Raw genomic sequence first — 24,979 nt, 5'->3', positions numbered from 1 at the left:
GGCCGTCTGCCCTCGGACCCCCAAGGGGTATTCGGGCAAAGAAGAAAATCGGCTGGATCGGAACGAAGCGGGAACGAAGACTTCCCTTGTTCGCCTTTCGCGCCTAGATTGACGGGATGGAGCTTCTGGACGATTCCGACGATTTCGATGGCGTGCCCCTGTCGCAGCGGGCCATGTCCGCACGGCCCGCGCCGTATCTGGACGGGCTGAACGACGCGCAGCGCGCCGCGGTCGAGGTTCTGGACGGGCCGGTGCTGATGCTGGCGGGGGCCGGGACCGGCAAGACCCGTGCGCTGACCACCCGGATCGTGCATCTGCTGATGCTGGGAAAGGCTCGGCCGGCGCAGATCCTGGCCGTGACCTTCACCAACAAGGCCGCGCGCGAGATGAAGACCCGGATCGGACGGCTTCTGGGCGAGACGGTCGAGGGGATGCCGTGGCTGGGCACATTCCATTCGATCAGCGTCAAGATCCTGCGGCGGCATGCCGAACTGATCGGCAATGGTGAACTGCATCTGAAACCCGGCTTCACCATTCTGGACAAGGACGACCAGATCCGGCTGATGAAGCAACTGATCCAGGCCGAAAACCTGGACGAGAAGCGTTGGCCGGCCCGGCAGCTGGCGCATCTGATAGACGGCTGGAAGAACCGTTGCCTGACACCCGGCAAGCTGCCCAAGGGCGAGGCCGCTGCCTTCGACGGCTGGGGCGGGCGACTTTATCAGGCCTATCAGGACCGCTTGCTGGCGCTGAACGCCGTCGATTTCGGCGATCTGCTGATGCATTGCGTCACCTTGTTCCAGGCCCATCCAGATGTGCTGAAAACCTGGCAGGACCGGTTCCGCTATATCCTGGTGGACGAGTACCAGGACACCAACGTGGCGCAGTATATGTGGCTGCGGCTGCTGGCGCAGGCGCACAGGAACATCTGCTGCGTCGGCGATGACGACCAGTCGATCTATGGCTGGCGCGGCGCCGAAGTGGGCAACATCCTGCGGTTCGAGACCGACTTCCCCGGTGCGCAGGTGATCCGGCTGGAACAGAATTACCGGTCCACCCCGCAGATCCTGGCGGCGGCATCGGGGCTGATCGCGACCAATCAGGGGCGCTTGGGCAAGACCTTGTGGACCGATGCCGAAGCGGGCGAGAAACTGCGCCTGATCGGGCATTGGGACAGCGAGGCCGAGGCGCGCTGGATCGGCGAAGAGATCGAGGCGTTTCATGGCGGGCATCGCGCCGCGCTGGGGCAGGTCGGGTTGAACGACATCGCCATTCTTGTCCGGGCCTCGCACCAGATGCGCGCCTTCGAGGATCGCTTCATGACCATCGGCCTGCCATACCGCGTGATCGGCGGCCCGCGCTTCTACGAGCGGCAGGAAATCCGCGACGCCATGGCCTATTTCCGGCTTGTCGTCGGCCCCGAGGACGATCTGGCGTTCGAGCGGATCGTGAACACGCCCAAGCGTGGCCTGGGCGACAAGGCCCTGAAGACGATCCAGACGGTGGCGCGGCAGAACGCCGTCAGCTTGCTGGAAGGCGCGCGGATGGTGGTCGAGGACAAACATCTGGGCGGCAAGGGCCTGGCCAATCTGCGCGACTTCGTGAATGTGGTCGGGCGCTGGCATGCCGATGCGCTGGACAGCACCGTCAGTCACGTCGAACTGGCCGAACGCCTGCTGGACGAATCCGGCTATACGGCGATGTGGCAGAACGAAAAATCCCCGGATGCGCCGGGGCGGCTGGACAACCTCAAGGAACTGGTCAAGGCGCTTGAGGAATTCGACAACCTGCAGGGATTTCTGGAACATGTCGCGCTGGTCATGGACCGCGACGAGGGCGAGACGGTCGATCAGGTCAGCATCATGACGCTGCATGCCGCCAAGGGGCTGGAATTTCCGGTCGTCTTTCTGCCGGGATGGGAAGACGGGCTGTTTCCCAACCAGCGGGCCATGGACGAACAGGGCACCCGAGGGCTGGAGGAGGAACGCCGGCTGGCCTATGTCGGCATCACCCGCGCCGAACGCCTGGCGACGATCAGCTTTGCGGGCAACCGGCGGCTTTATGGCCAGTGGCAATCCAGCATGCCGTCGCGCTTCGTCGATGAACTGCCCGAAGAGCATGTCGAGGTGCTGACGCCGCCCGGTCTTTACGGCGGCGGCTACGGTGCGGCGATGGCTTTCGCCGGGGCCAATGCCGGCACCGACATGCACGACCGCGCGGCCAAGGCCGATGTCTACAACTCGCCCGGATGGAAGCGGATGCAGGCGCGCGCCGCCGAACGAAAACCCCCCGTCCACCGCGCGCCCATCACCATCGACGCGACCCCCTCGACGACGTTCAAGGTCGGCGACAAGGTTGTGCACGCCAAGTTCGGCGAAGGTCAGATCATGGGCATCGCCGAAGATACGCTGACCGTGCAGTTCGCGGCGGGTTTCAAGACCATCAAGGCCGGTTATGTTCGACCGGCAGAAGAGGACCACGACGTGCCGTTCTGATCTTCGGGGCGGCCGCAAGCGGAGCAAGCGAATGCTGAATATCCAAGTGGACGCCACCAGAAACGTCATCACGGCCCGGCCCGAGGGGACGATCCCGGCCGCGGAATTCGAGGCGATGGGACAGACCATCGACGCCTATGCGAACGACCATGACCGGATGCCTGGGCTGGTCGTGCATCTGAAGGGGCTGCCGCACTGGCAGGGTCTTTCCGCGATGAAGGCGCATTTCGATGTCGTGCGGAAACATGCGATGGTCCTGCCGCGCGTCGCGATCGTCACCGACAGGATGGGGCTGGCGATGTTGCCGAACCTGGCCGACATCTTCGTGCGCGCCCGCGTGCGCCACTTCGACGCCCGGCAAGAGGACGAGGCGATCGCATGGGCCGGATCGCCCGAGAAGGAACCCGAAGGATATGTGCTTCTGGACGGCTATCCCGACAATGTCATCGCGATCCGCGCGGTCGGCGAGGTGACCTCGCGCGATTACGAGGATCGGCTGATCCCGCTTGTGCGCAAGAGAGAGGCCGCGCATGGCAGCCTGCGGTTGCTGATGCAGCTTGGCCCGGATTTCGAGAATTACACCGCCGGTGCGATGTGGGACGATGCGCGGCTGGGACTGACCCACTGGCGCAGCTTCGCCCGCGTGGCGGTGGTCAGCGATATCGGCTGGATCACGCGCGGGATGAAGATGTTCGCGCCGCTAATGCCGGGCGAGGTCGCGGTATTCCCCACGGACGCGATGGACGCGGCCAAGGCATGGATCTGCGAAGGCGGGACCGAAGCCGCGCCTCCGCCCGAGGCACGGGCAGATGCGGCCCCGCAGGCCGGATCACAGCCTGCTGCGGCCGCACCCGACCGGAAGCCCGCGCCGGAACGGCCGAAGCCTGCGCCAAAGGCCGCGGCGAAAACTGCGCGAAAGACACCCGCGAAGCCGGCGGCAACGCCCGCCGCGAAATCCAGGGCCGCGACAGGATCTGCATCGCGCAAGGCGGGTGGCGCCTCGGCGTCGGGGCCTGCCCCGGAGAAAGCCGCCACGGCCAAGGCCGCTGCTGCCCCGAAATCCGCGACCCCCAAATCCGCAACACGACGCAAACCTGCTGCAAAAAACGCGCCACAGAAGCCGCAAACACCCGACAGCTGATCCCTAGCTGGTGATACCAAGGATCTTGCGGACCGTCATCCAGACATGGGCATCGGTCCAGTAGCCGGTATGGCCGCCCGGCGCGACGCGGTGGTTCTCGACCTTGTCGCCGGGCAGCCGAACCTCGGTGCCCACGAAATCATCGCAGCGATAGATATTGATCCAGCGGCGGGTCTGCCGGGGCAGGTCGGCCATGTCGAAGCCGTTCGCGAAATACTGGCCGTAGATATGCGTCAGGGGCGATCCCATGGTGACCAGAAAGGTGGGCGTTTCGGTCGGCCCGACCTCTTGCAGCGCCCGCGCGGCGATCACGGTGCCCTGCGAATGGGCGATGACGATCAGCCGGTCATGCGGATATTGCCGCGACAGATGCGCCAGCACGCTGTGAAACCGCGCCTTGATCCGCTGCCGCGACGCATAGGCGCTGCGCCCCTCGGGGGTGTCGGGGCTGTAGGCCAGCGTGCGCGCCGAATAGACCGAGATGTCGCGCGCCACCCCCAGCGCCGATGACACGAAATCGGCTGCGCGATAGGCCGCCACCCCGGCCATGCCGACCAACGCGATGGCCATCGGGTTATAGGTCTTGATCGTCTCGTGGAACCGGATCAGCCCACCGATCAGCGTGTCGCTGTTCCAGGGCCGATAGGCGATGCCCAGCACGTCGAACCCGGTCCGCACCGCCTGCAGCGCGCCGCCAAAGGCGATCCACAGGATCAGGAACATCAACAGCAGGTTCAGCACCGGGTTCAGGATGATCCGTCCGCACCACACGTCCAGCCAACTGTCGGGGTCCAGCGCCAGCGCCTCTTTCCGGCGCTGGCGGATCAGCAGCGGCACCACGCCAGCGACGATCAGCCCCGCGACCCCGAAGACGATATAGGACATGGTGCTGGTCGCGAGACCCGAGTAATCGGCATAAAGCTGGCTCAGCAGGGTCTGGCCGCCCTGCGGACCGTCAAGCTTGTGGATCAGTTCCGCGAAGATCGACCAGATCGCCGCCGAAATCAGCATCCACAGGAACAGCATCGCGTTGCAGATCGGCAGATAGATCCGCGCGCGCCGTCCGAACAGCCGTGTCATCCGGCCAAGCGCGTCGCCGCCCTGACGCGCGACCCAGGCCGCGAAGACCGCCCCCGCCGCGATCAGCAGCCCCAGCAACAGCAGCAGCCGGGGTAGGTCCGGCGAAAGCTGGATGGCAAGGATCACTGACAGCGGCACCCCCGCCAGCGCCGCCGTGCGCAGCCCGCCGAGATCGGTCACGGCCGAGATCACGAACATCGCAAGCAGAACCGCCACCGCCGCAAGCCAGGTCAGCGCCATCAGCATCGTGAACGCCCACAGCAAGGCCGCAATGTCCTGATAGGCCGGGTTCCAGCAGGCCGTCAGATCGACCGACCCGCAGGACGCCTTGCGCAGCCAGTCCAGCCAGAATGGCGGCTCGCGCGGGATCGCGGGCATGTAGGCCTGCGGGTTGTTCAGGTCGATCACCGCCAGTTCCGGCCGGTCGGGCAGGGCCAGCCGCACCATCAGCCCCGCGATCAGCGTCAGCGCGCCCAGCCCGCCGATGCCCGCCATGAAGCAGCGTTCGAGATACGAGCTTTCGGGCCGCCGCAGCCGGTACCGCCATACCAGGTGCAGCGCCACCGCGATCGCGCCAAGCATGGCCATCAGCGTTGCCCCCTGCAGCGTGTCGGGGCCAAGCCGGATGATGAAGCTGTCGGTCAGCATCAGGATCGACCCCAACAGCAGCAACGCGTTCATCGGCGCGATCAGCGCATAGAAGATCCAGACGAACAGATGCACCAGGGCGCGGATCCAGCGATGCGCGGGTTCGACGCTTTGCGAGACATTGTCCAGCGCCAGATAGCCAAGCGTCAGCACGGTGCGCAGCAGGTCCAGCCCGGTCGCGACCGCGCCGCGTGGGGCGGGCGACAGGTCGGACCAATAGACCTCTCCGGCCAGAACCTCCTGCTCCTCGGCCTGACCCACATGGCCGGCGGGCAGGGTGGTGCGCCGGATATGGCAGGGAAACAGCCGCAACTGCCGGTCGCCGGGGCGGTCCTCGGCGATCATCTCGGTCCGGCTTTCGACCGGGCCCGGCAGGCCCAGTTCACGGATCGCGCCACCGGTCAGCGCGTCGATCGTCTGACCGGGTGTCTGTTCGCCGATCCCGTGAACGACTAGTATCAGATTGCGCTGCACCGACCTGTCCCGAACTCGTTGATTGATCCCGACAATAGCATGATCCGCGCGATTGTCTGAGCCATCGGACCTGATCGGGCATCAGCCGTCAGCCGGGCGGCTGTCCGGTCAGCAATTCCTCAAGAACCAGCGCCATCACCTTGGCGCTGTCCAGCATGTCCTGAACGCCGATCCATTCATCCGGCTGATGCGCAAGGTCCAGCACGCCGGGACCATAGGCGATGCAGTTCTTCAGTTTGCCGATCCGGTCGATATGTTTCTGGTCATAGGTGCCGGGGCTGACGACATAGCCTGCCTCGCGGCCCAGCACGTTCTGGATCGCGCGGGCCGTGGTCGTGACGACCGGCGCGTCCTTGTCGGTCATCGAAGGCACGACCTCGAACAGGTCGCGCACCTCATAGCGAAAGCTGGGCCGCTGTGCCTTCACCCGTTCCAGCAGCGCGGTCACCTCGGCCTTCACTTCGGTCAGGTTTTCCTCGATCAGGAAACGCCGGTCGATCACGATCCGGCATCGGTCCGGCACGCAGGGTGTGGGCAGACCGGTATAGTCCGGGTCCTGCTCGGTCGCGCCGCCATGCAGGCTGTTGATGTTCAGGGTCGAGGATCGCGCCCCTTCCGGGATCACCGGCATCTCGGTGTGCTTGCCCGACAACAGAGGCCACAGCGTCGCCTCCATCTCGGCCAGAACCGCGCCCATGTGGCGGACCGCGCAGTCGCCCAGAAACGGCATCGAGCCATGGGCGATGCGGCCCTGGGTCTCGATCTCGGCCCACCAGACACCGCGATGGCCCAGACAGATCCGGTCCTTGTGCAGCGGTTCGGGGATGATGACGTGATCGACATGGGCGAAGGCGCCCTGCTGCGCCAGATAAGCCACACCACCATAGCCGCCCGATTCCTCGTCCGCCGTCGCGCTGATCTCGATGCTGCCGGCATGGTCGGGATAGGTGGCGACGAAGGCTTCGGCGGCGATGATGCTGGCGGCCAGCCCGCCCTTCATGTCGCAGGCACCGCGACCATAGATGCGGTCGCCGTCAAGCTGGGCGCCGAACGGATCCCGGGTCCAGCCGTTTCCCACCTCGACCACGTCGTGATGGCTGTTGAAATGCACGCAGTCGCCGCGTCGCGCCCCCTGCCTGCGCGCCACGATGTTCCAGCGCGGATAGGCTTCACTGTCGCCGGGGCTGCCGGCGGCGCGCACCATCTCGCAGCGCCAGCCCTGGCGGGACAGGCGCGCCTGCAGATATTCGCAGATATCCAGATAATGCCGCCCCGGCGGGTTCAGGGTCGGAATGCGGATCAGGTCCTGGGTCAGCGCGACCAGTTGATCGCGGCGGTCGTCGATGGCGTCGCGAAGTCTGTTCATATTCCGATGCTAGGCGGTGCGGCGAAGGCTGGCAACGGGGTTCGCGCGGCATAGGCAGTTCAACCACTTGCGCGGATCGGCACGGGCCCTAACATTCGGCACCGAGACAGAGGGGACCGAGATGGCGGCGCGCGATCACCAGGGCAGGGACGATCAGTCAGCGCGGATGCTGGCGGCCCCCCTGCAAGACGGCGGGGGGATGCGATGTCGCGCCAGATGATCCTGTGGCGTCGGCTGGACATGCCCGGTCACGATGCCTGCGCGCTGCACCTTGACGCGGGCCAGTGGCATCTTCAGGGCGCAGCGGTGTGGCGCGACCGGCGCGGTCCCGCGCGGATCGGCTATGACGTCATCTGCGATCAGGACTGGGTCGCGCGATCCGCGCGGCTGCAGGGCAATGTCGGCGGGCGCGCCATCAGCCTGTCGATCCGGCGCGGATCCGGCGGGGAATGGCGCGCGAACGGGGACGAGGTTCCCGACAGCCACCGGCTTGCGGATCTGGATCTGGGCTTCACGCCCGCTACCAACACGATCCCGCTGAACCGCCTTCGGCCTGACGGTGGCGGCGACAGCGCCGCGCTGTGGCTTGACGATGGGGACTGGACGCTGAAGCCGCTGCATCAAGGCTATCGCCTCGCCCCCGACGGCACATGGTGCTATCGCAGCGCCGAGACCGATTTTCAGACAACGCTGACCGTGAACCGGCACGGCTTCGTGACCGACTATCCGGGGCTTTGGACGCAAGAGGACTGAATGGACGCCCGCAACGAGATGGAACTGCCCGAAGATGCGATCCGGCGCCATTATCGGCAGGCGCTGTCGCTGCTCAGCGGGTTCGAACATGCGCCCCGGCTGGTGCGCGCGGCAGAGTCCGGGACGGTCGGCGACGATGCTCTGACTCGGCCCACGGGTCGCCAGTCCGCCACCGGTTTCGCCCATGGCGCGACGACGCGGACCGACCGGGTGCGGCTGCTTGAACGGATCGAGAATGCGGGCGGCGACGATCTGCTGACCCCGGCGGCGGCGACCATGGCGCGGGTGCTGCGCCGCGCCACCGCCATCGCGCTGGCCGTCGCCGACGAGGTCGCCGCGCGTTCCGGCGCAGCCACGCTGAAGCGCCGCAATACCGAACATCATCTGCCCCATGACCGTCACGACGATTTCGCCCAGCTTGTCGCGGTGGAATCGCTGGCCGCGCTGTCGGTGCTGGCCAATGCGACGGCGTTTCTGCTGTCCGAACATGCCGGGGCACGATCGGTGGCCGACGCCAGCGCGGACGAGATCCTGACCGACAGCCCGATCGTCGCGCTGCAGGGCGCGCTGTGGGAACTGGACCGGAACCTTGCGCAGCACGCCAAGGATGACGACAGCCTGATCGCCACCGCGATGGCCTGGGCCGAATCGCTGTCGGCCGCGGTCTCGGCGCAAGGCGAGCAGGCGCCGATGGCCCGCGCCTTTACCGGTGCCGCCTGGCGCGTGGCCGCCGACGATCTGCCGATCGCGGGCTTCGCCCCGCCGACCCGCGCCAAGGGCGGTCCCGCCGCGATGGAATTCAAGCGCCCCGAGGAGGTGATCGGCAACACCATCGCCAAGCATCAGTCGATGCGGCTGGCGCGTATGCTGGTCGCCTATGATTTCGACCGGATGATGAACCCGTTCGTCGAACTTGGCGGCTTTGCCTTCACATTCCTGGGCGATGGCCGTCCCGGCACCGGCAAGACCACGCTGATCCAGATGATGGCCGGGCTGATCCACGACTATTGCGGGGTTGCGGGCTATCCCTTCCGCTATCGCAACCTGTCGGTGGACAATGTGGACAGCTATCAGGGCAAGTCGGGCCAGAACGCGCGCGCCTTCGTCAACGCGATCATCGACCCTCGGGTGATCGGCTTCGGCACCATCGACGACATCGACCAGATCGCCGGGCGGCGCGGCGACCGGCAATCCTCGTCGGGGCAGCAGGAAATCACCGCCGTGCTGATGGAGGCCTTCGCCGGTGCCTCGACCGTGGTGCGCGGCAATGCGACCTTCGGCATGTTCTCGAACCATGCCGAGAATATCGACGACGCGCTGCGCCAGCGCGCGGGCGCGCGCCTGCTGATCGAGGGGCCGCGCACGCAGGCCGACTATATCGAGATACTGGGCCTGCTCATGGGACGCCGCCACGACATCCCGTTCGGCAGTCACGATGCATCCCGCGGCCGCGTCCTGCAGCAGGCGGTGTCCGACAGCTATGCGGGCCATGCCCGCCCCGAGGCCCCGGCGATCAGCGCCATCTTCGCGGATGTCTCGTATCGGCACGGGCCGCTGCAGAATATCTCGGATCTGGGCAGCTATCTGTTCGCCATCGCGCAGGCCGATCCGCGTTTTACGGGCCGCGCGATCAAGAACATCACCGACGCGGTGAAGGCCCGCGCGATGGATTTCGACATGCCGGATGACTGGTTCGACAGGCCCGGCACGTTCCTGCACCAGCCCTATCAGCGCAAGATCGACATGATCGAGGAACTGCGCCGCCCCATCACGCCCGAGATGGTCCTGCAAGAGATCAACCGATACGCCGACAGCGAATGGCGCTATTCCGAAAGCGCGGATGAAACCGCCATCACCGATACGGTGCGCGGCATGCAGCGCATGGCCGAGGCGAAACGCCGCTTCGAACGTGGCGACTAAGGCGGTGTCCCCGGCCCGTCCGGCCGCCGGATGCCTTCTCCCCCGCTGCGTGCTAGGCTGTGATCCCCACGGATCGTGACGCGGGAAAAGGGGGAAACATGGCTGCGTTGTTGCGCCTGATCGTGCTGGTCTTTTTGATCGAGGTGATGTTCTACCTGCTGCTGCGGATCTATATCCGCTCGCTCAGGCGCGAGAGGCTGGAAGAGATCTGGGACGAACGCCATCCCGACATGGCGGGGAACAACCGTGCCAGGGACGAGTTTGTCCGCAAGTCGATGGTCGGGTTCGACAAGTCGCTGAAGTCACGGCTCTTGTGGTTGGTCTTCATCATCCCGACATTGGCGATCATGGGGATCGTCTATTGGGTCAACTGGCAGTAAGGGGCCGCCGCACATGTATTACGTCAAGGTCGTTCTGGGGGTGCTGCTGGGGTTGGTGGTGTTCCTGTTTCTGGACTATTCGCTGCCGTCCAAGAACACCGTCCGGATCACCAACACCTATAACCGGCTGACGGCCGTCACCTCGTCCAATTCCATCTTCTATGCGTCCGAGGATGCCGGAACGGTGGAAAACGCGGCCGGTCAGCGTGACGTGCGCTTCATCGAGACGGTGCGCCCCAACGGCAAGGTGTTCGTCTATCGCAACGAGGATACCGGCTGGATCTGGCCACCCTATTTCAAATATGACAGCGCCAACCTGCATGCCGAGGCGACGAACCTGCAATCGACCTCGGCCGCCCCGACATGGGTCAGCGTGACCGCCTATGGCTGGCGTCTGCCGTGGCTGACCGCCTATCCCAACGCCATCTCCATCGACACGCTGGCCAATCCGAACGAACGCCCGCGCAACTGGGCGGCGATGGTGATCTGCGCGGTCCTGCTGATCCTGCTGGCACTGATCTGGCGGATGTGGGCGCAGTTCCGCGAACGCACCATCGATCCGGCGATCAAGTCGGTCGATGACGGCTGGGACCGCACCACCGACCGCGTCGGCGCAAGCTCGGCCCAGGCGCGCGGCCGGATCGGCAGCTGGTGGCAGAAACTGGCGGGCAAGCCGCGCAAATAGCGGTCGGGCAGGCTTGAACCGGGCGCGCGCGATCACCAGCCTGTGCCCATGTCACAGGAGCCCACATAACAGGAGATTGCATGCCCGACCTGCCGCATCGCGAACCCGCCAAGGTCGCGCTGGCCACCCAGCCGGCGGGCATCCTGCAGACCGTGATGATCGCCCGGCGCAACGTTCTGGGCATCATTCCCGAACTGGCGCTGCGACAGCCGATCGTGTCGGGCAAGACCGGCATCCGCTGGCACATGGTCATGGACCCCGAAAGCCTGCGTCGCATCCTGAAGGACCGGGTCGACGACTATCCGAAATCTGTCACGACCAAGCTGATCCTTGAACCGGCCATCGGCGACAGCCTGTTCATCGCCGAAGGCGCAAACTGGCGCTGGCAGCGGCGCGCGCTGGCGCCAGCCTTCGCGCACCGCCATGTCACCGCGCTGGGACCGGTGATGACTGCCGCCGCCCAGGCGTCCTGCCGCCGTCTGGTCGCCGCCACCGGCCCGGTCGACATGTTCGAGGAAACCGTGGCCGCGACTTTCGAGGTGATCTCGGACGTGACCCTGTCGGGCGATGACAGCTTTGACCGGGCGGCGGTGCACCACGCCATCAACGGCTATATCTCGCAGACGGCCAGGGTCTCGCTGCTGGACGTGCTGGGCCTGCCGGCATGGCTGCCGCGGCCCGGCCGGGTCTTTTCGGGCCGCGATCTGGGGCGGATGAAGCGCGTCGCCGATCAGGCGATCGCGGCGCGTGCCGGTGCGGCGCCGTCGGGCGCGGCCGACCTGCTGGACCTGCTGCTGGACGCCGCCGATCCCGAAACCGGCCGCAGCATGAGCCGTCAGGAACTGCGCGACAACCTGCTGACCTTCATCGTCGCGGGACACGAGACGACGGCCCTGACGCTGGCATGGGCGCTTTACCTGTGCGCCTTCGATCCGGATATCCAGGAACGCGCCGCGGCCGAGGCGCAGGCCGCGCTGGGCGACCGCGCGGCGACGGCGGACGACATGGGCGCGCTGCCCCTTGTCACCCGCATCGTGAACGAGACGCTGCGCCTCTATCCGCCCGCCGCCTTCCTGTCGCGCACCGCGCAGGCGCATGACCGTCTTTGCGGGCGCGAGGTCCGGCCCGGCGACACGGTCATGCTGCCGATCTATGCGCTGCACCGCCACCACCTGCTGTGGGATCGCCCCGACGCCTTCGACCCCGACCGTTTCCGAACCGCGCCCGACCGCTATGCCTTCCTGCCCTTCGGGGCCGGCCCCCGCATCTGCATCGGCGCCAGCTTCGCGCTGCAAGAGGCAGTGGTCATCCTTGCCACCCTGCTGGCCCGGTTCCGTTTTCGCGCACTGCCCGGTCGCGCGCCGGAACCGCGCATGATTCTGACATTGCGCCCGCATGGCGGCGTCGTTCTGGATGTCGCAGCCCGCTGAGGCGGGGCAGCGTTCTTCGCGCTTGCGGTGGTCACGCTTCCGTTACAGTCTGAGGCCACTGCGCTTTCAGGAGGCTGTCGCATGAACGCGATCATTGATTTTCTCAACAACATCTTCTGGGGATACGTGCTGATCTACGGCCTTCTGGCCGTCGGCATCTATTTTACCATCAAGCTGGGCTTCATCCAGTTCCGCCATTTCGCCGAGATGTGGCGCTGCGTCATCGGGTCGGGTGAAACCGACCGCGACGGGATCTCGCCGTTTCAGGCGCTGACCGTCAGCCTGGCCAGCCGGGTGGGCACCGGCAACATCGCCGGCGTCGCGGTCGCGCTGACCCTGGGAGGGCCGGGGGCGATCTTCTGGATGTGGATGGTGGCGCTGGTCGGCATGGCCACGGCCTATGCAGAATCCACGCTGGCCCAGCTTTACAAGATCCACGGCCCCGGCGGCATGTATCGTGGCGGCCCGGCCTATTACATCGCCCACGGGCTGAAACAGCCGTGGCTGGCGGCGCTGTTCTCGGTGGCGCTGATCGCGTCCTTCGGGCTGATCTTCAACGCCGTTCAGGCCAACTCGATCGCCGAGGCCGTCGAACGCTCGTTCGGGATCAACAAGGCCATCGTCGGCGTCGTTCTGGCGGTTCTGGCGGGGATCATCATCTTCGGCGGCATCCCGCAGATCGCGCGCGTGGCCGAAAAGGTCGTCCCGGCGATGGCGGGGCTGTATCTGCTGGCCGCGATCATCGTGCTGATCATGAATATCGGCGAGGTGCCGGGCATCCTGATCGGCATCGTGAAATCCGCGTTCGGCCTGCAAGAGGCGGTGGGCGGCGTTGCCGGCGGCGTCATGGCGGCGATGCTGAACGGCATCAAACGCGGCCTTTTCTCGAACGAGGCGGGGATGGGATCGGCGCCCAACATCGCGGCGGTGGCCACGCCCGACCCGCATCACCCCAGCTCGCAGGGCTTCGTGCAGGCGCTTGGCGTCTTCATCGACACGCTGCTGATCTGCACGGCGACGGCGGTGATGATCCTGCTGGCCGATGTCATTCCATCCGCGGAACTGACCGGGGTGAACCTGACCCAGGCCGCGCTGACCGACCATTTCGGCGGGTTCGGCGGCATCTTCGTGGCCATCGCGATCTTCTTCTTCGCCTTCACCTCGATCATCGGCAATTATTCCTATGCCGAGAACGCGGTGGTGTTCCTGGGCGGTGGCACGACCGGCATCCTGGTGCTGCGGGTCGCGGCGCTGGCCATGGTGATCTGGGGCGCGATGCAGGCCGTGTCGACGGTGTTCAACTTCGCCGATGCCAGCATGGGCCTGATGGCCACGATCAACCTGATCGCCATCGTGCTGCTGTCGGGAACCATCGCCTATGTGACGCGCGACTATATCCGGCAGCGCAAGGCCGGGCAGGAACCGCGCTTCCACATCTCGGAACATCCCGACATCGCGCCGGGCGTGAACCGCGACATCTGGAACTGACGACAAATGGGGAAGGGGGCAATCGCCCCCTTTTTCACGGCCTTTCCGAACGCGCGCCACAATGCTAAGTCAGGCGCCGACACGGCACCCGAAGGCATGACGATGGACGATCTGACCCCCCTGCGCCAGCAATGGCTTGACCGCATCAAGGACGCCGCCGACCCGGCCGCCATCGAAGAGGTGCGCCTTGCCGCGCTTGGCAAGAAGGGCGAGATCAGCCTGAAGATGCGCGAACTGGGCAAGATGAGCCCCGAGGAACGCCAGACCACAGGCAAGGCGCTGAATGCCCTGCGCGACGAGATCGATACCGCCCTGCGCGCCCGCAAGGCGTCGCTGGACGACGCCGCGCTTGAAGCCCGGCTTGCGGGCGAATGGCTGGACGTGACGCTGCCCGGCCGGCCGCGGCCGCAGGGGACCATTCACCCGGTCAGCCAGGTCATGGACGAGGTGAACGCGATCTTCGCCGATATGGGATTTGCCGTCGCCGAAGGTCCGCAGGTCGAAACCGACTGGTACAATTTCGATGCGCTGAACATCGCCCCCGAACATCCCGCGCGGCAGGAACACGACACCTTCTTCATGCACCGCGCGCCGGGCGACGACCGCCCGCCGCATGTGCTGCGCACCCATACCAGCCCCGTGCAGATCCGCGCCATGCAGGATCAGGGCGCGCCGATCCGCGTCATCGCGCCGGGCCGTGTCTACCGGATGGACATGGACCAGACCCACACGCCGATGTTCCACCAGATCGAGGGGCTGGCCATCGACCGCGACATTTCCATGGCGCAGCTGAAATGGACGCTGGAAGAATTCTTCTCGGCCTATTTCGGCACCCGTGTGAAGACCCGGTTCCGCGCCAGCCATTTCCCCTTCACCGAACCCTCGGCCGAGGTCGATATCCAGTGTTCATGGCAAGGCGGCACGCTGAAGGTGGGCGAGGGCGACGGCTGGCTCGAGGTGCTGGGCTCGGGCATGGTCCATCCGCATGTGCTGCGCTCGGGCGGGATTGACCCCGACCAATGGCAGGGCTTTGCCTTCGGCATGGGCATCGACCGGATCGCGATGCTGAAATACGGCATCCCCGACCTGCGCGCCTTCTTCGAATCCGACCTGCGCTGGCTCAGGCATTTCGGCTTCATGCCGGGCGACGTGCCAAGCGTCGCGGGGGGGCTGAACCGTTGAGTTTCTGGCGCGGCGCATTCTTTCACTACCGCCGCGAGGCGACCCCCGCCTCGCGGCGACTCTATGCCCGGTTCGAGATTGCCCACACCATCGTCGATTTCCTGGCGGCGCTGTTCTTCCTCGTCGGCTCGATCATGTTCTTTTCCGACGCATGGATGACCCCCGCCACGTGGTTCTTTACCATCGGTTCGGTGTTCTTCGCGATGAAGCCGACCCTGAAACTGTGGCGAGAGGTCCGGCTGTACCGGATGGGCAAGACCGAGACACTGGCGGATCGGTTGGGCTGACGTCGGTGAGTATCTTTATGGCAGTTATGGGCGTGACACGCTGAGACGCCGAGACATCTCCCCCGGCATCGAAATTCCAGACATCCGGGTCTGGCTTCGTCCTGCCCAGGTCGGATGGCCGTGCTGACGCCGCCGGACTGACCCCAAAACACCGCTTTGGGAAAAAGCCGGCAAAACCCCGCAACATCCCTTACCCGACCGTTCGCAAGCGGTGTACGCGCTGTGCACGGCCGGTGCCGCCTCTGTGCATGCGCGGTGCAGCCGAACTTGCAGCATTTGCTGGCCGAAACGGCGCCGCCCCCGCGCAGCGTCCTCGCGCAACGCACGGTGGCGTTGCGCAGGCATTGCGCGGGGGCGGCGGGGCAGGGATTAACGGATCAGCGGTTGGGCCATATCGGCGCGTGCCGGTTCACGTCCTTGTACAGCAGATACCGGAATGGCCCCGGCCCGCCCGCATAGCAGGCCTGCGGGCAGAACGCGCGCAGCCACATGAAATCGCCCGGTCCGACCTCGACCCAGTCGCGGTTCAGGCGATAGACCGCCTTGCCCTCGATGACGAACAGCCCGTGTTCCATCACATGCGTTTCGGCAAACGGGATCGACCCGCCCGGCTTGAACGTGACCACGGTGATATGCATGTCGTGGCGCAGATCGGCAGGATCCATGAACCGCGTCGTGGCCCATGCCCCGTCGGTGTCGGCCATCGGCGACGGCGCGATATCCTGTTCCTGCGCGACGATCGGATCGGGCTTGTCCAGGCCTGCGCAAGGCTGCCAGCGCTTGCGCCACCAGTGAAAGCCGGTCTCGCCCGGCGTGGTGTTGCGGACCGACCATTCGGTGCCCGCCGGCACATAGGCGAAGCCGCCCGGACGCAGCAGATGCTGCTTGCCGGCGATGGTGACGCGCAGTTCGCCGCCGGTCACGAAGATCGCGTGCTGGATCTCGGGGTCGTCGTCGGGCGCGTCGCTGCCGCCGCCCTCGGCCAGTTCCACGATGTACTGGCTGAACGTCTCGGCAAAGCCTGACAGCGGCCGGGCCAGCATCCACATCCGCATGCCGGTCCAGCCGGGCAGATAGCTGGTCACGATGTCGCGCATGACGGTGCGCGGGATGACGGCATAGGCCTCGGTGAAGACGGCGGTATCGGTCGTCAGACCGGTCTGCGGCGGCAGCCCGGCAACCGGACCCGCGTAAGAGCCTGCCTGCTGCGGGGCCGCTGTGACGGGTGCAGGATCGCCGGTCGGGGCGCCATGCGGCGGATTATGGGTCATGGTTAACCTCGGTTCTGGCAACGATCCCAGCGGGATGGACCGTTCATTTCAGGATGTCGTTCAGCCGCAGTTCCGCGATGCGCGTGACCTGCTGTTCGGCCTCGCCGCGTTCTGTGGTCGTATCGTTGTCGATCCGCGCCCGCATGGCATCCTGGATGCCGCGCTTGTCATAGTCGCGCACCGCGATGATGAACGGGAAGCCGTGCTTGGCCGTGTAGGCGTCGTTCAGACGGGTGAATTCGGCACGTTCCTCATCGGTCAGCGCATCCAGCCCGGCGCTTGCCTGTTCGGACGTGCTTTCAGCCGTCAGCTGTTTTGCGGCGGCCAGCTTGCCCGCCAGATCGGGGTGAGCGACCAGCACGCCCAGTCGGTCCTGATCGTCGGCGCTGCGGAAGATCTGCGCCATCCTTCGGGCAAGCCCCTTGGCGCTGTCGTGAACTGCGCCCATTTCGGCATCCCAGACCCGTTCGGCAACCCAGGGCGAATGCTCATAAACGCCGCCGAACTTGGCCACGAAATCGTCGCGATCCATCTTCGAGGGCTGCGGCCGTTCGCGGTGGGGATGCGTTTCGGCCCAGTGCCGCGCGATGTCCAGCCGCGAGGCGAACCAGACCCCCTCATGCGCGCGGCAGTGGTCCAGGAACCGCTGGATCGCCATGGCCCGGCCCGGCCGTCCCGCCAGGCGGCAATGCAGCCCGATGGACATCATCTTGGGTGCGCCCGCCTGACCTTCGGCATAGAGAATGTCGAAGCTGTCGCGCAGATAGTCGAAGAACTCGACCCCGGTCCCGAAGCCTTGGCCGCTGGAAAACCGCATGTCGTTGGCGTCCATCGTATAGGGCACCATCAACTGCGGCCGGCCCTGATGAACATGCCAGTAGGGCAGGTCGTCGGCGATGGTGTCGGCCAGATAGGCAAAGCCGCCTTCCTCGCAGCCCAGTTCGACCGTGTTCATCGAGGTGCGGCCCTGATAAAATCCGTAGGGTCGTTCGCCGGTGATCTGCGTGTGCAGCGCAACCGCCTGCGCGATATGATCGGCCTCGACCTCGCGCGGGACGTCCTTGTAGTCGATCCATTTCAGGCCATGGGTCGCGATTTCCCAACCCGCCTCCTGCATCGCGGCGACCTGCTCGGGGGCGCGTTCCAACGCGGTCGCGACGCCGTAGACCGTGATGGGAATGTCCTTCAGCATCCGGTGCAGCCGCCAGAATCCCGACCGTGCGCCGTAATCGTAGATCGATTCCATGTTCCAGTGGCGCTGACCGGGCCAGGGTTGGGCGCCGATGATCTCGGACAGGAACGCTTCCGAGGCTTTGTCGCCGTGCTCGATGCTGTTCTCGCCGCCTTCCTCGTAGTTCATGACGATCTGGACGGCGATCCTCGCACCGCCGGGCCATTTCGGGTCCGGGGTGGTTTCGCCATATCCTCGCATGTCGCGGCTGTAGCGCATCTGCCTCTCCTCCGGCTTTGTTCTATGACAGCAAACCGCGCAAGGGCTTGCCGGGCAAGCGGGCAGAAGCAAAATTCTGTATCAACGAATCGACGAAGATCCGACGTTGTTTCAATTTGCCATTGAAAGACTTGCGGGTTGGCGCTGATTGTGAGCGGGCTCTCGTCGCCCATAAGGTTTGGCAATGGCGGCAAGGGAGAGCCGCGCGGAGGATTATCAATGGAACGCTACTTCAAGCTCGCCGAGCATGGCAGCAATGTCCGGACGGAAGTGATCGCCGGGATCACGACCTTCCTGACCATGGCCTATATCATTTTCGTAAACCCCGACATCCTGTCCTCGACCGGGATGGATCGGGATGCTGTCTTCATTGCCACTTGCCTGGCCGCCGCCATCGGCTCGGCCATCATGGGGCTCTGGGCGAACTGGCCGATCGGCATGGCGCCGGGGATGGGCCTGAACGCGTTTTTCGCGTTCACCGTGGTCGGTGCGATGGGCTTTACCTGGCAACAGGCGCTGGGTGCCGTCTTCATCAGCGGCCTGATCTTCCTGTTCCTGTCCGCCACCGGCATCCGTCGCTGGCTGATCGCCGGCATTCCGATGTCGATGCGCAGCGGGGTTGCCGCCGGGATCGGGATGTTCCTGGGCATCATCGCGATGCAAAGCTCGGGGCTGGTGGTGGACAACCCTGCGACGCTGGTCGGGCTGGGTGATCTGACCAATACGGGCACGCTGCTGACCATCGCCGGTTTCTTCATCATCGTGGCGCTGGACGCGCTGAAGGTGAAGGGATCCATCCTGATCGGTATTCTCGTCATCACCATCGCCTCGATTTTGCTTGGCGTCAGCGAGTTCAGGGGCGTGATGTCGATGCCGCCCTCGATCGCGCCGACCTTCCTGCAGATGGATCTGCTGGGGGCGCTGCATTACGGCATCTTCCACGTCATTCTGGTGATGGTCCTGGTCGAGGTGTTCGACGCGACCGGCACCCTGATCGGCGTTGCCAAGCGGGCCGGACTGCTGACCGAGGGGCCGGTCCATCAGAACAAGGGGCTGTCGCGCGCCTTGATGGCGGATTCCACCGCGATCACCGCCGGTTCGCTTCTGGGTACATCCTCGACCACCGCCTATGTCGAAAGCGCCTCGGGCGTTCAGGCGGGCGGTCGGACCGGGCTGACCGCGCTGGTCGTCGCAGGCCTGTTCCTGCTGGCCACATTCTTTGCGCCGCTTGCCGGTGCGGTTCCCGCATATGCGACCGCGCCTGCATTGCTGTATGTGGCCACGCTGATGGTGCGCGAACTGGCAGAGATCGAGTGGGATGATGTGACCGAGACGGCACCCGCCGTGCTGACCGCGCTGGCCATGCCGTTCACCTACTCGATCGCCACGGGACTTGCGTTCGGTTTCATCAGCTATGCGCTGATCAAGCTGCTAACCGGCCGCGCCCGCGAGGTTCACGCGGCGACGTGGATCGTGGCTGCCCTGTTCGTCGTCAAATTCGCCTTCTTCGGCGGTCATTGACACCCAGGCCTGGGTTCCGGGAAATAATTTGGGCCGCCGGTTTTCCCGGCGGCCCTTGGCGTTTTCGGATGGGACACGGCGGGGGCCTTGCAATCCAGCCTCGGTGACCAGCCTCAGCCCTTTCCCCCCAGCGCCTGTGACAGCTCGCTTGCCGCCGCCGCCACCGCGGCCCCCAGCGTCTTGACATGTTCGTGCCCGATGCGATGGCTGGGGCCGCTGACGCTGATCCCGGCGACGGCCTCGCCGCTCAGGTCGAAGACCGGGGCCGCGATGCAGCGCATGCCGCGGGTCTTTTCCTCGTCGTCGAAGGAAAAGCCGCGATGCCTGATCCGTGACAGGTCTTCCTGCAACGCCTCGGCCGTTGTCAGGGTCCGGTCGGTGAACCGTTTCAGCGGAACATGATCCAGCAACATTCGCAGCGTATCGGCACGACCGAACGCCAGCAACGCCTTGCCGATCCCCGAGGCATGCAGCGGGGATCGTGTGCCCGGCGGAAAAAAGGCACGGATCGTCTCGTGCGTTTCGGCCTGACTGACAAACAGCACCGCATCGCCGTTGAGGATACCCAGATTTGCCGTCTCTCCGGTATGTTCCATCAATGCGCGCAGCATCGGGCGAGCACGCTCGACGATGCCCGATCGGCGCATGAAGGCAGAACCCAGCCGGAATGTCGCCGGGCCGATATGCCAGGTCTGCGTGGCCAGATCGGTTTCGGCCACGCCGCGCGCGGCCAGCGTGTGCAGCACGCGATGCACGGTCGATGGCGACTGCTGCATCTGCTCGGCGACCTCGGACAAGGTCAGACCGGGATTCGCGGCCAGCAGGTCCAGGATATCCAGCGCGCGATCCAGCGCCTGAATGGTGCCCGCTGCCTCGGGCGCGCTGCGTGGGCGGCCTCGTTTGCGTTGCGGTTCAGCCATTTTATCCCTCCGGTTAAGAATGCATCCTGATTCCAGTGAAAATCGTGGATCGCAAGTGAAAAAACACAAGTCCATGTTTACGCGTAGTTTTCCAGCGCCTTTCCGCTTATCGGAAAACTTTTCCAGAAAAATTGTGACATTGCGCCGCAGGGCGTAAATTCGTCAATAACCCGCAGGAGGAGTCGCCATGACCAGCCAGAACCCCGTTTTCATTCCCGGCCCGACCAACATTCCCGAAGTGCTGCGCAAGGCCGTGGACATGCCCACGATCGACCACCGCAGCCCGGTGTTCGGAAAGATCCTTCATCCGGCGCTGGAAGGCGTCAAAAAGGTGCTGAAGACCACCGACGGCCAGGTTTTCGTGTTCCCTTCGACCGGCACCGGTGGCTGGGAAACTGCGATCACCAATACTCTTTCGGCCGGCGACAAGGTTCTGGCGACGCGCAACGGCATGTTCAGCCATCGCTGGATCGACATGTGCCAGCGCCACGGTCTGGATGTGCAGGTCGTCGCCCAGGAGTGGGGCGAAGGTGTTCCGGCAGACAAGTTCGAGGAAATCCTGACCGCCGACAGGAACCACGAGATCAAGGTCGTTCTGGCCACGCATAACGAGACCGCGACCGGCGTTCGCAGCGACATCGCCGCGGTCCGCCGCGCGCTGAACGCAGCCGGTCATCCGGCGCTGCTGTTCGTGGACGGCGTCAGCTCGATCGCGTGCTACGATTTCCGCATGGACGAGTGGGGCGTCGATATCGCCGTCACCGGATCGCAGAAGGGCTTCATGCTGCCGCCGGGGCTGGCCATCGTCGGCTTTTCGCCCAAGGCGATGGCCGCGGTCGAGACGGCGAAGCTGCCGCGCACCTTTTTCGACATCCGCGACATGGCCAAGGGTTATGCCGCCAACGGCTTTCCCTATACCCCGCCCGTCGGCCTGCTGAACGGGCTGAACGTCGCGTGCGACATGCTGCTGGACGAGGGGCTGGAAAACGTCTTTGCCCGTCATCACCGTATCGCCGAGGGTGTGCGCAAGGCGGTCGGCGCCTGGGGGCTGTCGCTGTGCGCCGTCCGGCCCGACCTCTATTCCGACAGCGTCAGCGCGATCCGCGTCCCCGAGTGCTTTGACGCCAACAAGATCGTCAGCCACGCGCTGAACAACTATGGCGTGGCGTTCGGCACCGGCTTGGGCGATGTCGCAGGCAAGGTGTTCCGCATCGGACATCTGGGCAGCCTGACCGATGTCATGGCGCTGTCGGGGATCGCCACGGCGGAAATGGTCATGGCCGATCTGGGCCTGCCGATCACTCTGGGCAGCGGCGTTGCTGCCGCGCAGGAACATTACCGCCAAAGCGTTGCGGGCGCGGAACGGGCCGCCGCGTGATGAAGGACGCCGAGATGTATATCCCCACCTACCAGGACATGCTGGCCGCGCATGATCGGATCAAGCCGCATATCCGGCGGACCCCGGTTCGCACGTCGGATTACCTCAACGATCTGACCGGTGCGCAGCTGTTCTTCAAATGCGAAAATTTTCAGGAGCCGGGGGCCTTCAAGGTCCGCGGCGCCAGCAATGCGGTGTTCGGGCTGGATGAGGCCCAGGCCGCCAAGGGTGTGGCGACGCATTCTTCGGGCAACCACGCGTCCTGCCTGTCCTATGCGGCGATGCGGCGGGGCATTCCCTGCAACGTCGTGATGCCGCGCACCGCGCCACAGGCCAAGAAGGACACGGTTCGCCGCTATGGCGGCAAGATCACCGAATGCGATCCCTCGACCAGTTCGCGCGAGGCAACCTTTGCGCAGGTCCAGGCCGAGACCGGCGGCGATTTCGTTCATCCCTACAACGACCCGCGCGTGATTGCGGGGCAGGGCACCTGTGCGAAGGAATTCATGGAACAGACCGACGGTCTGGACATGGTCGTGGCGCCGATCGGCGGCGGCGGGATGATCTCGGGCACCTGCCTGACGCTGTCCACGCTGGCCCCCGAAACCCAAGTGATCGCGGCTGAACCCGAACAGGCGGACGACGCCTATCGCAGCTTCAAGGCCGGGCACATCATCGCAGATGACGCGCCCAAGACCATCGCCGACGGGCTGCTGGTGCCGCTGAAGGATCTGACCTGGCATTTCGTCAGCAACCATGTGTCTGAGATCTACACTGCCTCGGAGCAGGAGATCATCGACGCGATGAAACTGACCTGGAAACATCTGCGCGTGGTGATGGAACCCAGCAGCGCCGTGCCGCTGGCCACCATCCTGAAGAACCGCGACGCATTCGCCGGCAAACGTGTCGGCATCATCATCACCGGCGGCAATGTCGATCTCGACAAGCTGCCCTGGATCTGAGGAGGGCTATCCATGAACGCACCCACCAATTTCGAAGGTCTCGAGGTCGGCTTCGACGTGCCCGCGCTGCCGGGCATGGACGAAAAGGACATCCAGACGCCCTGCCTGATCCTGGACCTCGACGCGCTGGAGCGGAACGTCAGGAAGATGGGCGAATACGCCAAGGCCCACGGCATGCGTCACCGCAGCCACGGCAAGATGCACAAATCTGTCGATGTCCAGAAGCTGCAGGAATCCCTGGGCGGCGCGGTCGGCGTCTGCTGCCAGAAGGTCAGCGAGGCCGAGGTTTTCGTGCGCGGCGGCATCAAAGATGTGCTGGTCAGCAACCAGGTTCGTGACCCGAAGAAGATCGACCGTCTCGCGCAGCTGCCCAAGCATGGTTCGCGCATCATCGTCTGCGTGGACGATGTGGCCAATGTCGCCGATCTGTCGGCAGCGGCGGAAAAGCACGGCACCCAGATCGAGGTCTTCGTGGAAATCGACTGCGGCGCAGGCCGCTGCGGGGTCAAGACAGCCGATGCGGTCGTCGAGATCGCGCGTGCCGTCGATGCGGCACCGGGGCTGAAATTCACCGGCATCCAGGCCTATCAGGGTGCGATGCAGCACATGGACAGCTACGAGGACCGCAAGGCCAAGCTGGACGCGGCCATCGCGCAGGTCAAGGAAGCCGTGGACGCGCTGAAGGATGCCGGGCTGGAGCCGGAACTGGTCTCGGGCGGCGGCACCGGCAGCTACTACTTTGAAAGCAATTCGGGCGTTTACAACGAATTGCAGTGCGGCAGCTATGCCTTCATGGATGCCGACTATGGCCGCATCCTCGACAAGGACGGCAACCGCATCGACCAGGGCGAATGGGAAAACGCGCTGTTCATCCTGACCTCGGTGATGAGCCATGCGAAGGCCGACAAGGCCATCGTTGATGCCGGCCTCAAGGCCCAGTCGGTCGATAGCGGGCTGCCCTTCATCTATGGCCGCGACGACGTGAAGTACATCAAGTGCAGCGACGAACATGGAGTCGTGGACGATCCGCAGGGCGTGTTGAAGGTCAATGACAAGCTGCGGCTGGTGCCGGGCCATTGTGACCCGACCTGCAACGTTCATGACTGGTATGTCGGCGTGCGCAACGGCAAGGTCGAAACCCTGTGGCCGGTCAGCGCGCGCGGGAAGGCCTACTGATGTGGTTCGTCCCTGAGAAGGAAATCGCCGGGCTGATGACGCCCGAAGCGGCATTCGACGCGGTCGAGGCGGTCTTTGCCGCCATGGCATCGGGCGATGCCTATAATTTCCCGGTGGTCCGCGAGGCCATCGGGTATGAAGACGCGCTGTACGGGTTCAAGGGCGGTTTCGACCGCAAGGGCGCGAATCTGGGTCTGAAAGCCGGGGGTTACTGGCCGAACAACCAGAAGCACGGGCTGATCAACCATCAGTCCACCGTGTTCCTGTTTGATCCCGACACCGGACGTGTCGCGGCAGCGGTGGGGGGCAACCTGCTGACAGCCTTGCGCACGGCGGCGGCCAGTGCCGTATCCATCAAGCATTTGGCGCCGAAGGGTGCCAAGGTGCTGGGCATGATCGGCGCCGGGCACCAATCCGCGTTCCAGATGCGGGCAGCCGCCCGCACCGGCAGCTTCGAGAAGGTGATCGGCTGGAATCCGCATCCCGAGATGCTGTCCCGCCTGGCTGATACGGCGGCTGATCTGGGCCTGCCCTTCGAGGCGGTCGAACTGCCTCGCCTGGGGGCCGAGGCCGACGTGATCATCTCGATCACCTCGGCGTTCGAACCGCTGCTGATGGACGCGCATGTAAAGGGTTCGACCCATATCGCGGCCATGGGCACCGACACGAAGGGCAAGCAGGAGCTTGACCCGGCGCTGGTCGGGCGGGCGCGGCTGTTCACCGACGAGGTTGCCCAATCGGTCAGCATTGGTGAATTCCAGCACGCCGCGGCGCAGAAAAAGATTTCCGACAGCGATGTCACCGCGATAGGCCGGGTTATCACCGGCGATCACGAGGGGCGTGGCGATGCGGAAGTCACCATCTTTGACGGCACCGGCGTCGGTCTGCAGGATCTTGCGGTCGCGGGCGCTGTTGTCGAACTGGCGAAACAACAGGGAAAGGCCATCGAAGTCGAGATCTGATTTCAATCCG

At 65.1% G+C, this 24,979-nt stretch carries 20 protein-coding genes; 15 read left to right on the top strand and 5 right to left on the bottom strand.

Annotation, left to right across the window (positions count from 1 at the left end):
- Positions 1 to 116: 116 nt before the first annotated feature.
- Both MU516_RS08610 and MU516_RS08605 read left to right on the top strand, forming a co-directional pair.
- On the top strand, positions 117 to 2,495 hold the full coding sequence (locus MU516_RS08610; RefSeq protein WP_260276809.1) for a UvrD-helicase domain-containing protein: 2,379 nt from the start codon (positions 117 to 119) through the stop codon (positions 2,493 to 2,495).
- Positions 2,496 to 2,526: 31 nt separating this feature from the next.
- Complete coding sequence (locus tag MU516_RS08605; protein WP_260276808.1) at positions 2,527 to 3,636, top strand: SpoIIAA family protein; 1,110 nt, start codon at positions 2,527 to 2,529, stop codon at positions 3,634 to 3,636.
- A 3-nt stretch (positions 3,637 to 3,639) separates the two neighbouring features.
- On the opposite strand, the gene MU516_RS08600 is transcribed toward MU516_RS08605, so the two are convergent.
- Both MU516_RS08600 and MU516_RS08595 read right to left on the bottom strand, forming a co-directional pair.
- On the bottom strand, positions 3,640 to 5,838 hold the full coding sequence (locus tag MU516_RS08600) for a hypothetical protein (RefSeq protein WP_260276807.1): 2,199 nt from the start codon (positions 5,836 to 5,838) through the stop codon (positions 3,640 to 3,642).
- An 88-nt stretch (positions 5,839 to 5,926) separates the two neighbouring features.
- Positions 5,927 to 7,204: an acetylornithine deacetylase/succinyl-diaminopimelate desuccinylase family protein gene (locus MU516_RS08595; RefSeq protein WP_260276805.1), complete on the bottom strand. Its 1,278-nt coding sequence runs from the start codon at positions 7,202 to 7,204 to the stop codon at positions 5,927 to 5,929.
- 204 nt (positions 7,205 to 7,408) lie between these two features.
- Here MU516_RS08595 and MU516_RS08590 point away from each other — a divergent pair, with 204 nt between their 5' ends.
- The 8 genes from MU516_RS08590 (at position 7,409) to MU516_RS08555 (ending at position 15,329) form a co-directional block, all read left to right on the top strand.
- Positions 7,409 to 7,957, top strand: coding sequence for a putative glycolipid-binding domain-containing protein (locus MU516_RS08590; RefSeq protein ID WP_260276804.1), 549 nt, complete (start codon positions 7,409 to 7,411; stop codon positions 7,955 to 7,957).
- Positions 7,958 to 9,877: an AAA family ATPase gene (locus MU516_RS08585; RefSeq protein WP_260276802.1), complete on the top strand. Its 1,920-nt coding sequence runs from the start codon at positions 7,958 to 7,960 to the stop codon at positions 9,875 to 9,877. It abuts the gene before it with no gap.
- Between the two features lie 98 nt (positions 9,878 to 9,975).
- Entirely contained in the window at positions 9,976 to 10,257 is a 282-nt protein-coding gene (locus MU516_RS08580) for a hypothetical protein (protein ID WP_260276801.1), read from the top strand.
- A gap of 13 nt (positions 10,258 to 10,270) precedes the next feature.
- Complete coding sequence (locus tag MU516_RS08575) at positions 10,271 to 10,942, top strand: DUF1523 family protein (RefSeq protein WP_260276799.1); 672 nt, start codon at positions 10,271 to 10,273, stop codon at positions 10,940 to 10,942.
- Between the two features lie 80 nt (positions 10,943 to 11,022).
- A complete protein-coding gene (locus MU516_RS08570; RefSeq protein WP_260276798.1) occupies positions 11,023 to 12,372 on the top strand; it encodes a cytochrome P450 in 1,350 nt (449 codons plus the stop codon).
- An 81-nt stretch (positions 12,373 to 12,453) separates the two neighbouring features.
- Entirely contained in the window at positions 12,454 to 13,860 is a 1,407-nt protein-coding gene (locus MU516_RS08565) for an alanine/glycine:cation symporter family protein (RefSeq protein WP_260276796.1), read from the top strand.
- A 102-nt stretch (positions 13,861 to 13,962) separates the two neighbouring features.
- Positions 13,963 to 15,042, top strand: a complete 1,080-nt coding sequence (pheS, locus tag MU516_RS08560; protein WP_260276794.1) for a phenylalanine--tRNA ligase subunit alpha — start codon at positions 13,963 to 13,965, stop codon at positions 15,040 to 15,042.
- Positions 15,039 to 15,329, top strand: a complete 291-nt coding sequence (locus MU516_RS08555) for a YrhK family protein (RefSeq protein WP_260276792.1) — start codon at positions 15,039 to 15,041, stop codon at positions 15,327 to 15,329. The genes pheS and MU516_RS08555 overlap by 4 nt, the downstream gene beginning before the upstream one ends.
- 377 nt (positions 15,330 to 15,706) lie before the next feature.
- On the opposite strand, the gene MU516_RS08550 is transcribed toward MU516_RS08555, so the two are convergent.
- Both MU516_RS08550 and puuE read right to left on the bottom strand, forming a co-directional pair.
- Complete coding sequence (locus tag MU516_RS08550) at positions 15,707 to 16,600, bottom strand: bifunctional allantoicase/(S)-ureidoglycine aminohydrolase (protein ID WP_260276790.1); 894 nt, start codon at positions 16,598 to 16,600, stop codon at positions 15,707 to 15,709.
- A 43-nt stretch (positions 16,601 to 16,643) separates the two neighbouring features.
- Positions 16,644 to 18,050 (bottom strand): allantoinase PuuE, encoded by a 1,407-nt coding sequence (gene puuE, locus MU516_RS08545; RefSeq protein ID WP_260276789.1) that lies wholly within the window; start codon positions 18,048 to 18,050, stop codon positions 16,644 to 16,646.
- 219 nt (positions 18,051 to 18,269) lie between these two features.
- Here puuE and MU516_RS08540 point away from each other — a divergent pair, with 219 nt between their 5' ends.
- Positions 18,270 to 19,571, top strand: coding sequence for an NCS2 family permease (locus tag MU516_RS08540; protein ID WP_260276788.1), 1,302 nt, complete (start codon positions 18,270 to 18,272; stop codon positions 19,569 to 19,571).
- Positions 19,572 to 19,684: 113 nt separating this feature from the next.
- On the opposite strand, the gene bhcR is transcribed toward MU516_RS08540, so the two are convergent.
- The gene (bhcR, locus tag MU516_RS08535) at positions 19,685 to 20,491 is read right to left on the bottom strand and encodes an HTH-type transcriptional regulator BhcR (protein WP_260276786.1); all 807 of its coding nucleotides are present in this window, start codon (positions 20,489 to 20,491) and stop codon (positions 19,685 to 19,687) included.
- Positions 20,492 to 20,678: 187 nt separating this feature from the next.
- On the opposite strand from bhcR, the gene bhcA reads away from it, so the two are divergent.
- The 4 genes from bhcA to bhcD are packed head-to-tail and all read left to right on the top strand — an operon-like array spanning position 20,679 to position 24,969.
- Positions 20,679 to 21,869: an L-aspartate--glyoxylate aminotransferase BhcA gene (bhcA, locus tag MU516_RS08530; RefSeq protein WP_260276785.1), complete on the top strand. Its 1,191-nt coding sequence runs from the start codon at positions 20,679 to 20,681 to the stop codon at positions 21,867 to 21,869.
- The gene (gene bhcB, locus MU516_RS08525) at positions 21,869 to 22,831 is read left to right on the top strand and encodes a beta-hydroxyaspartate dehydratase BhcB (RefSeq protein ID WP_260277013.1); all 963 of its coding nucleotides are present in this window, start codon (positions 21,869 to 21,871) and stop codon (positions 22,829 to 22,831) included. The genes bhcA and bhcB overlap by 1 nt, the downstream gene beginning before the upstream one ends.
- A gap of 12 nt (positions 22,832 to 22,843) precedes the next feature.
- Positions 22,844 to 24,007 carry a 3-hydroxy-D-aspartate aldolase BhcC gene (gene bhcC / locus MU516_RS08520; protein ID WP_260276783.1) on the top strand — a complete coding sequence of 388 codons (1,164 nt, stop codon included), beginning with the start codon at positions 22,844 to 22,846 and terminating at the stop codon, positions 24,005 to 24,007.
- Positions 24,007 to 24,969, top strand: coding sequence for an iminosuccinate reductase BhcD (gene bhcD / locus MU516_RS08515; protein ID WP_260276782.1), 963 nt, complete (start codon positions 24,007 to 24,009; stop codon positions 24,967 to 24,969). Before bhcC ends, bhcD begins: the two co-directional genes overlap by 1 nt.
- Positions 24,970 to 24,979: the final 10 nt, after the last annotated feature.

Origin of the sequence: Paracoccus maritimus (assembly GCF_025195095.1) — a bacterium.
GTDB classification, from domain to species: Bacteria; Pseudomonadota; Alphaproteobacteria; order Rhodobacterales; family Rhodobacteraceae; genus Paracoccus; species Paracoccus maritimus.
Note: the sequence above shows the minus strand (reverse complement) of the source record. Positions and strands in the feature narration are given on the sequence as shown.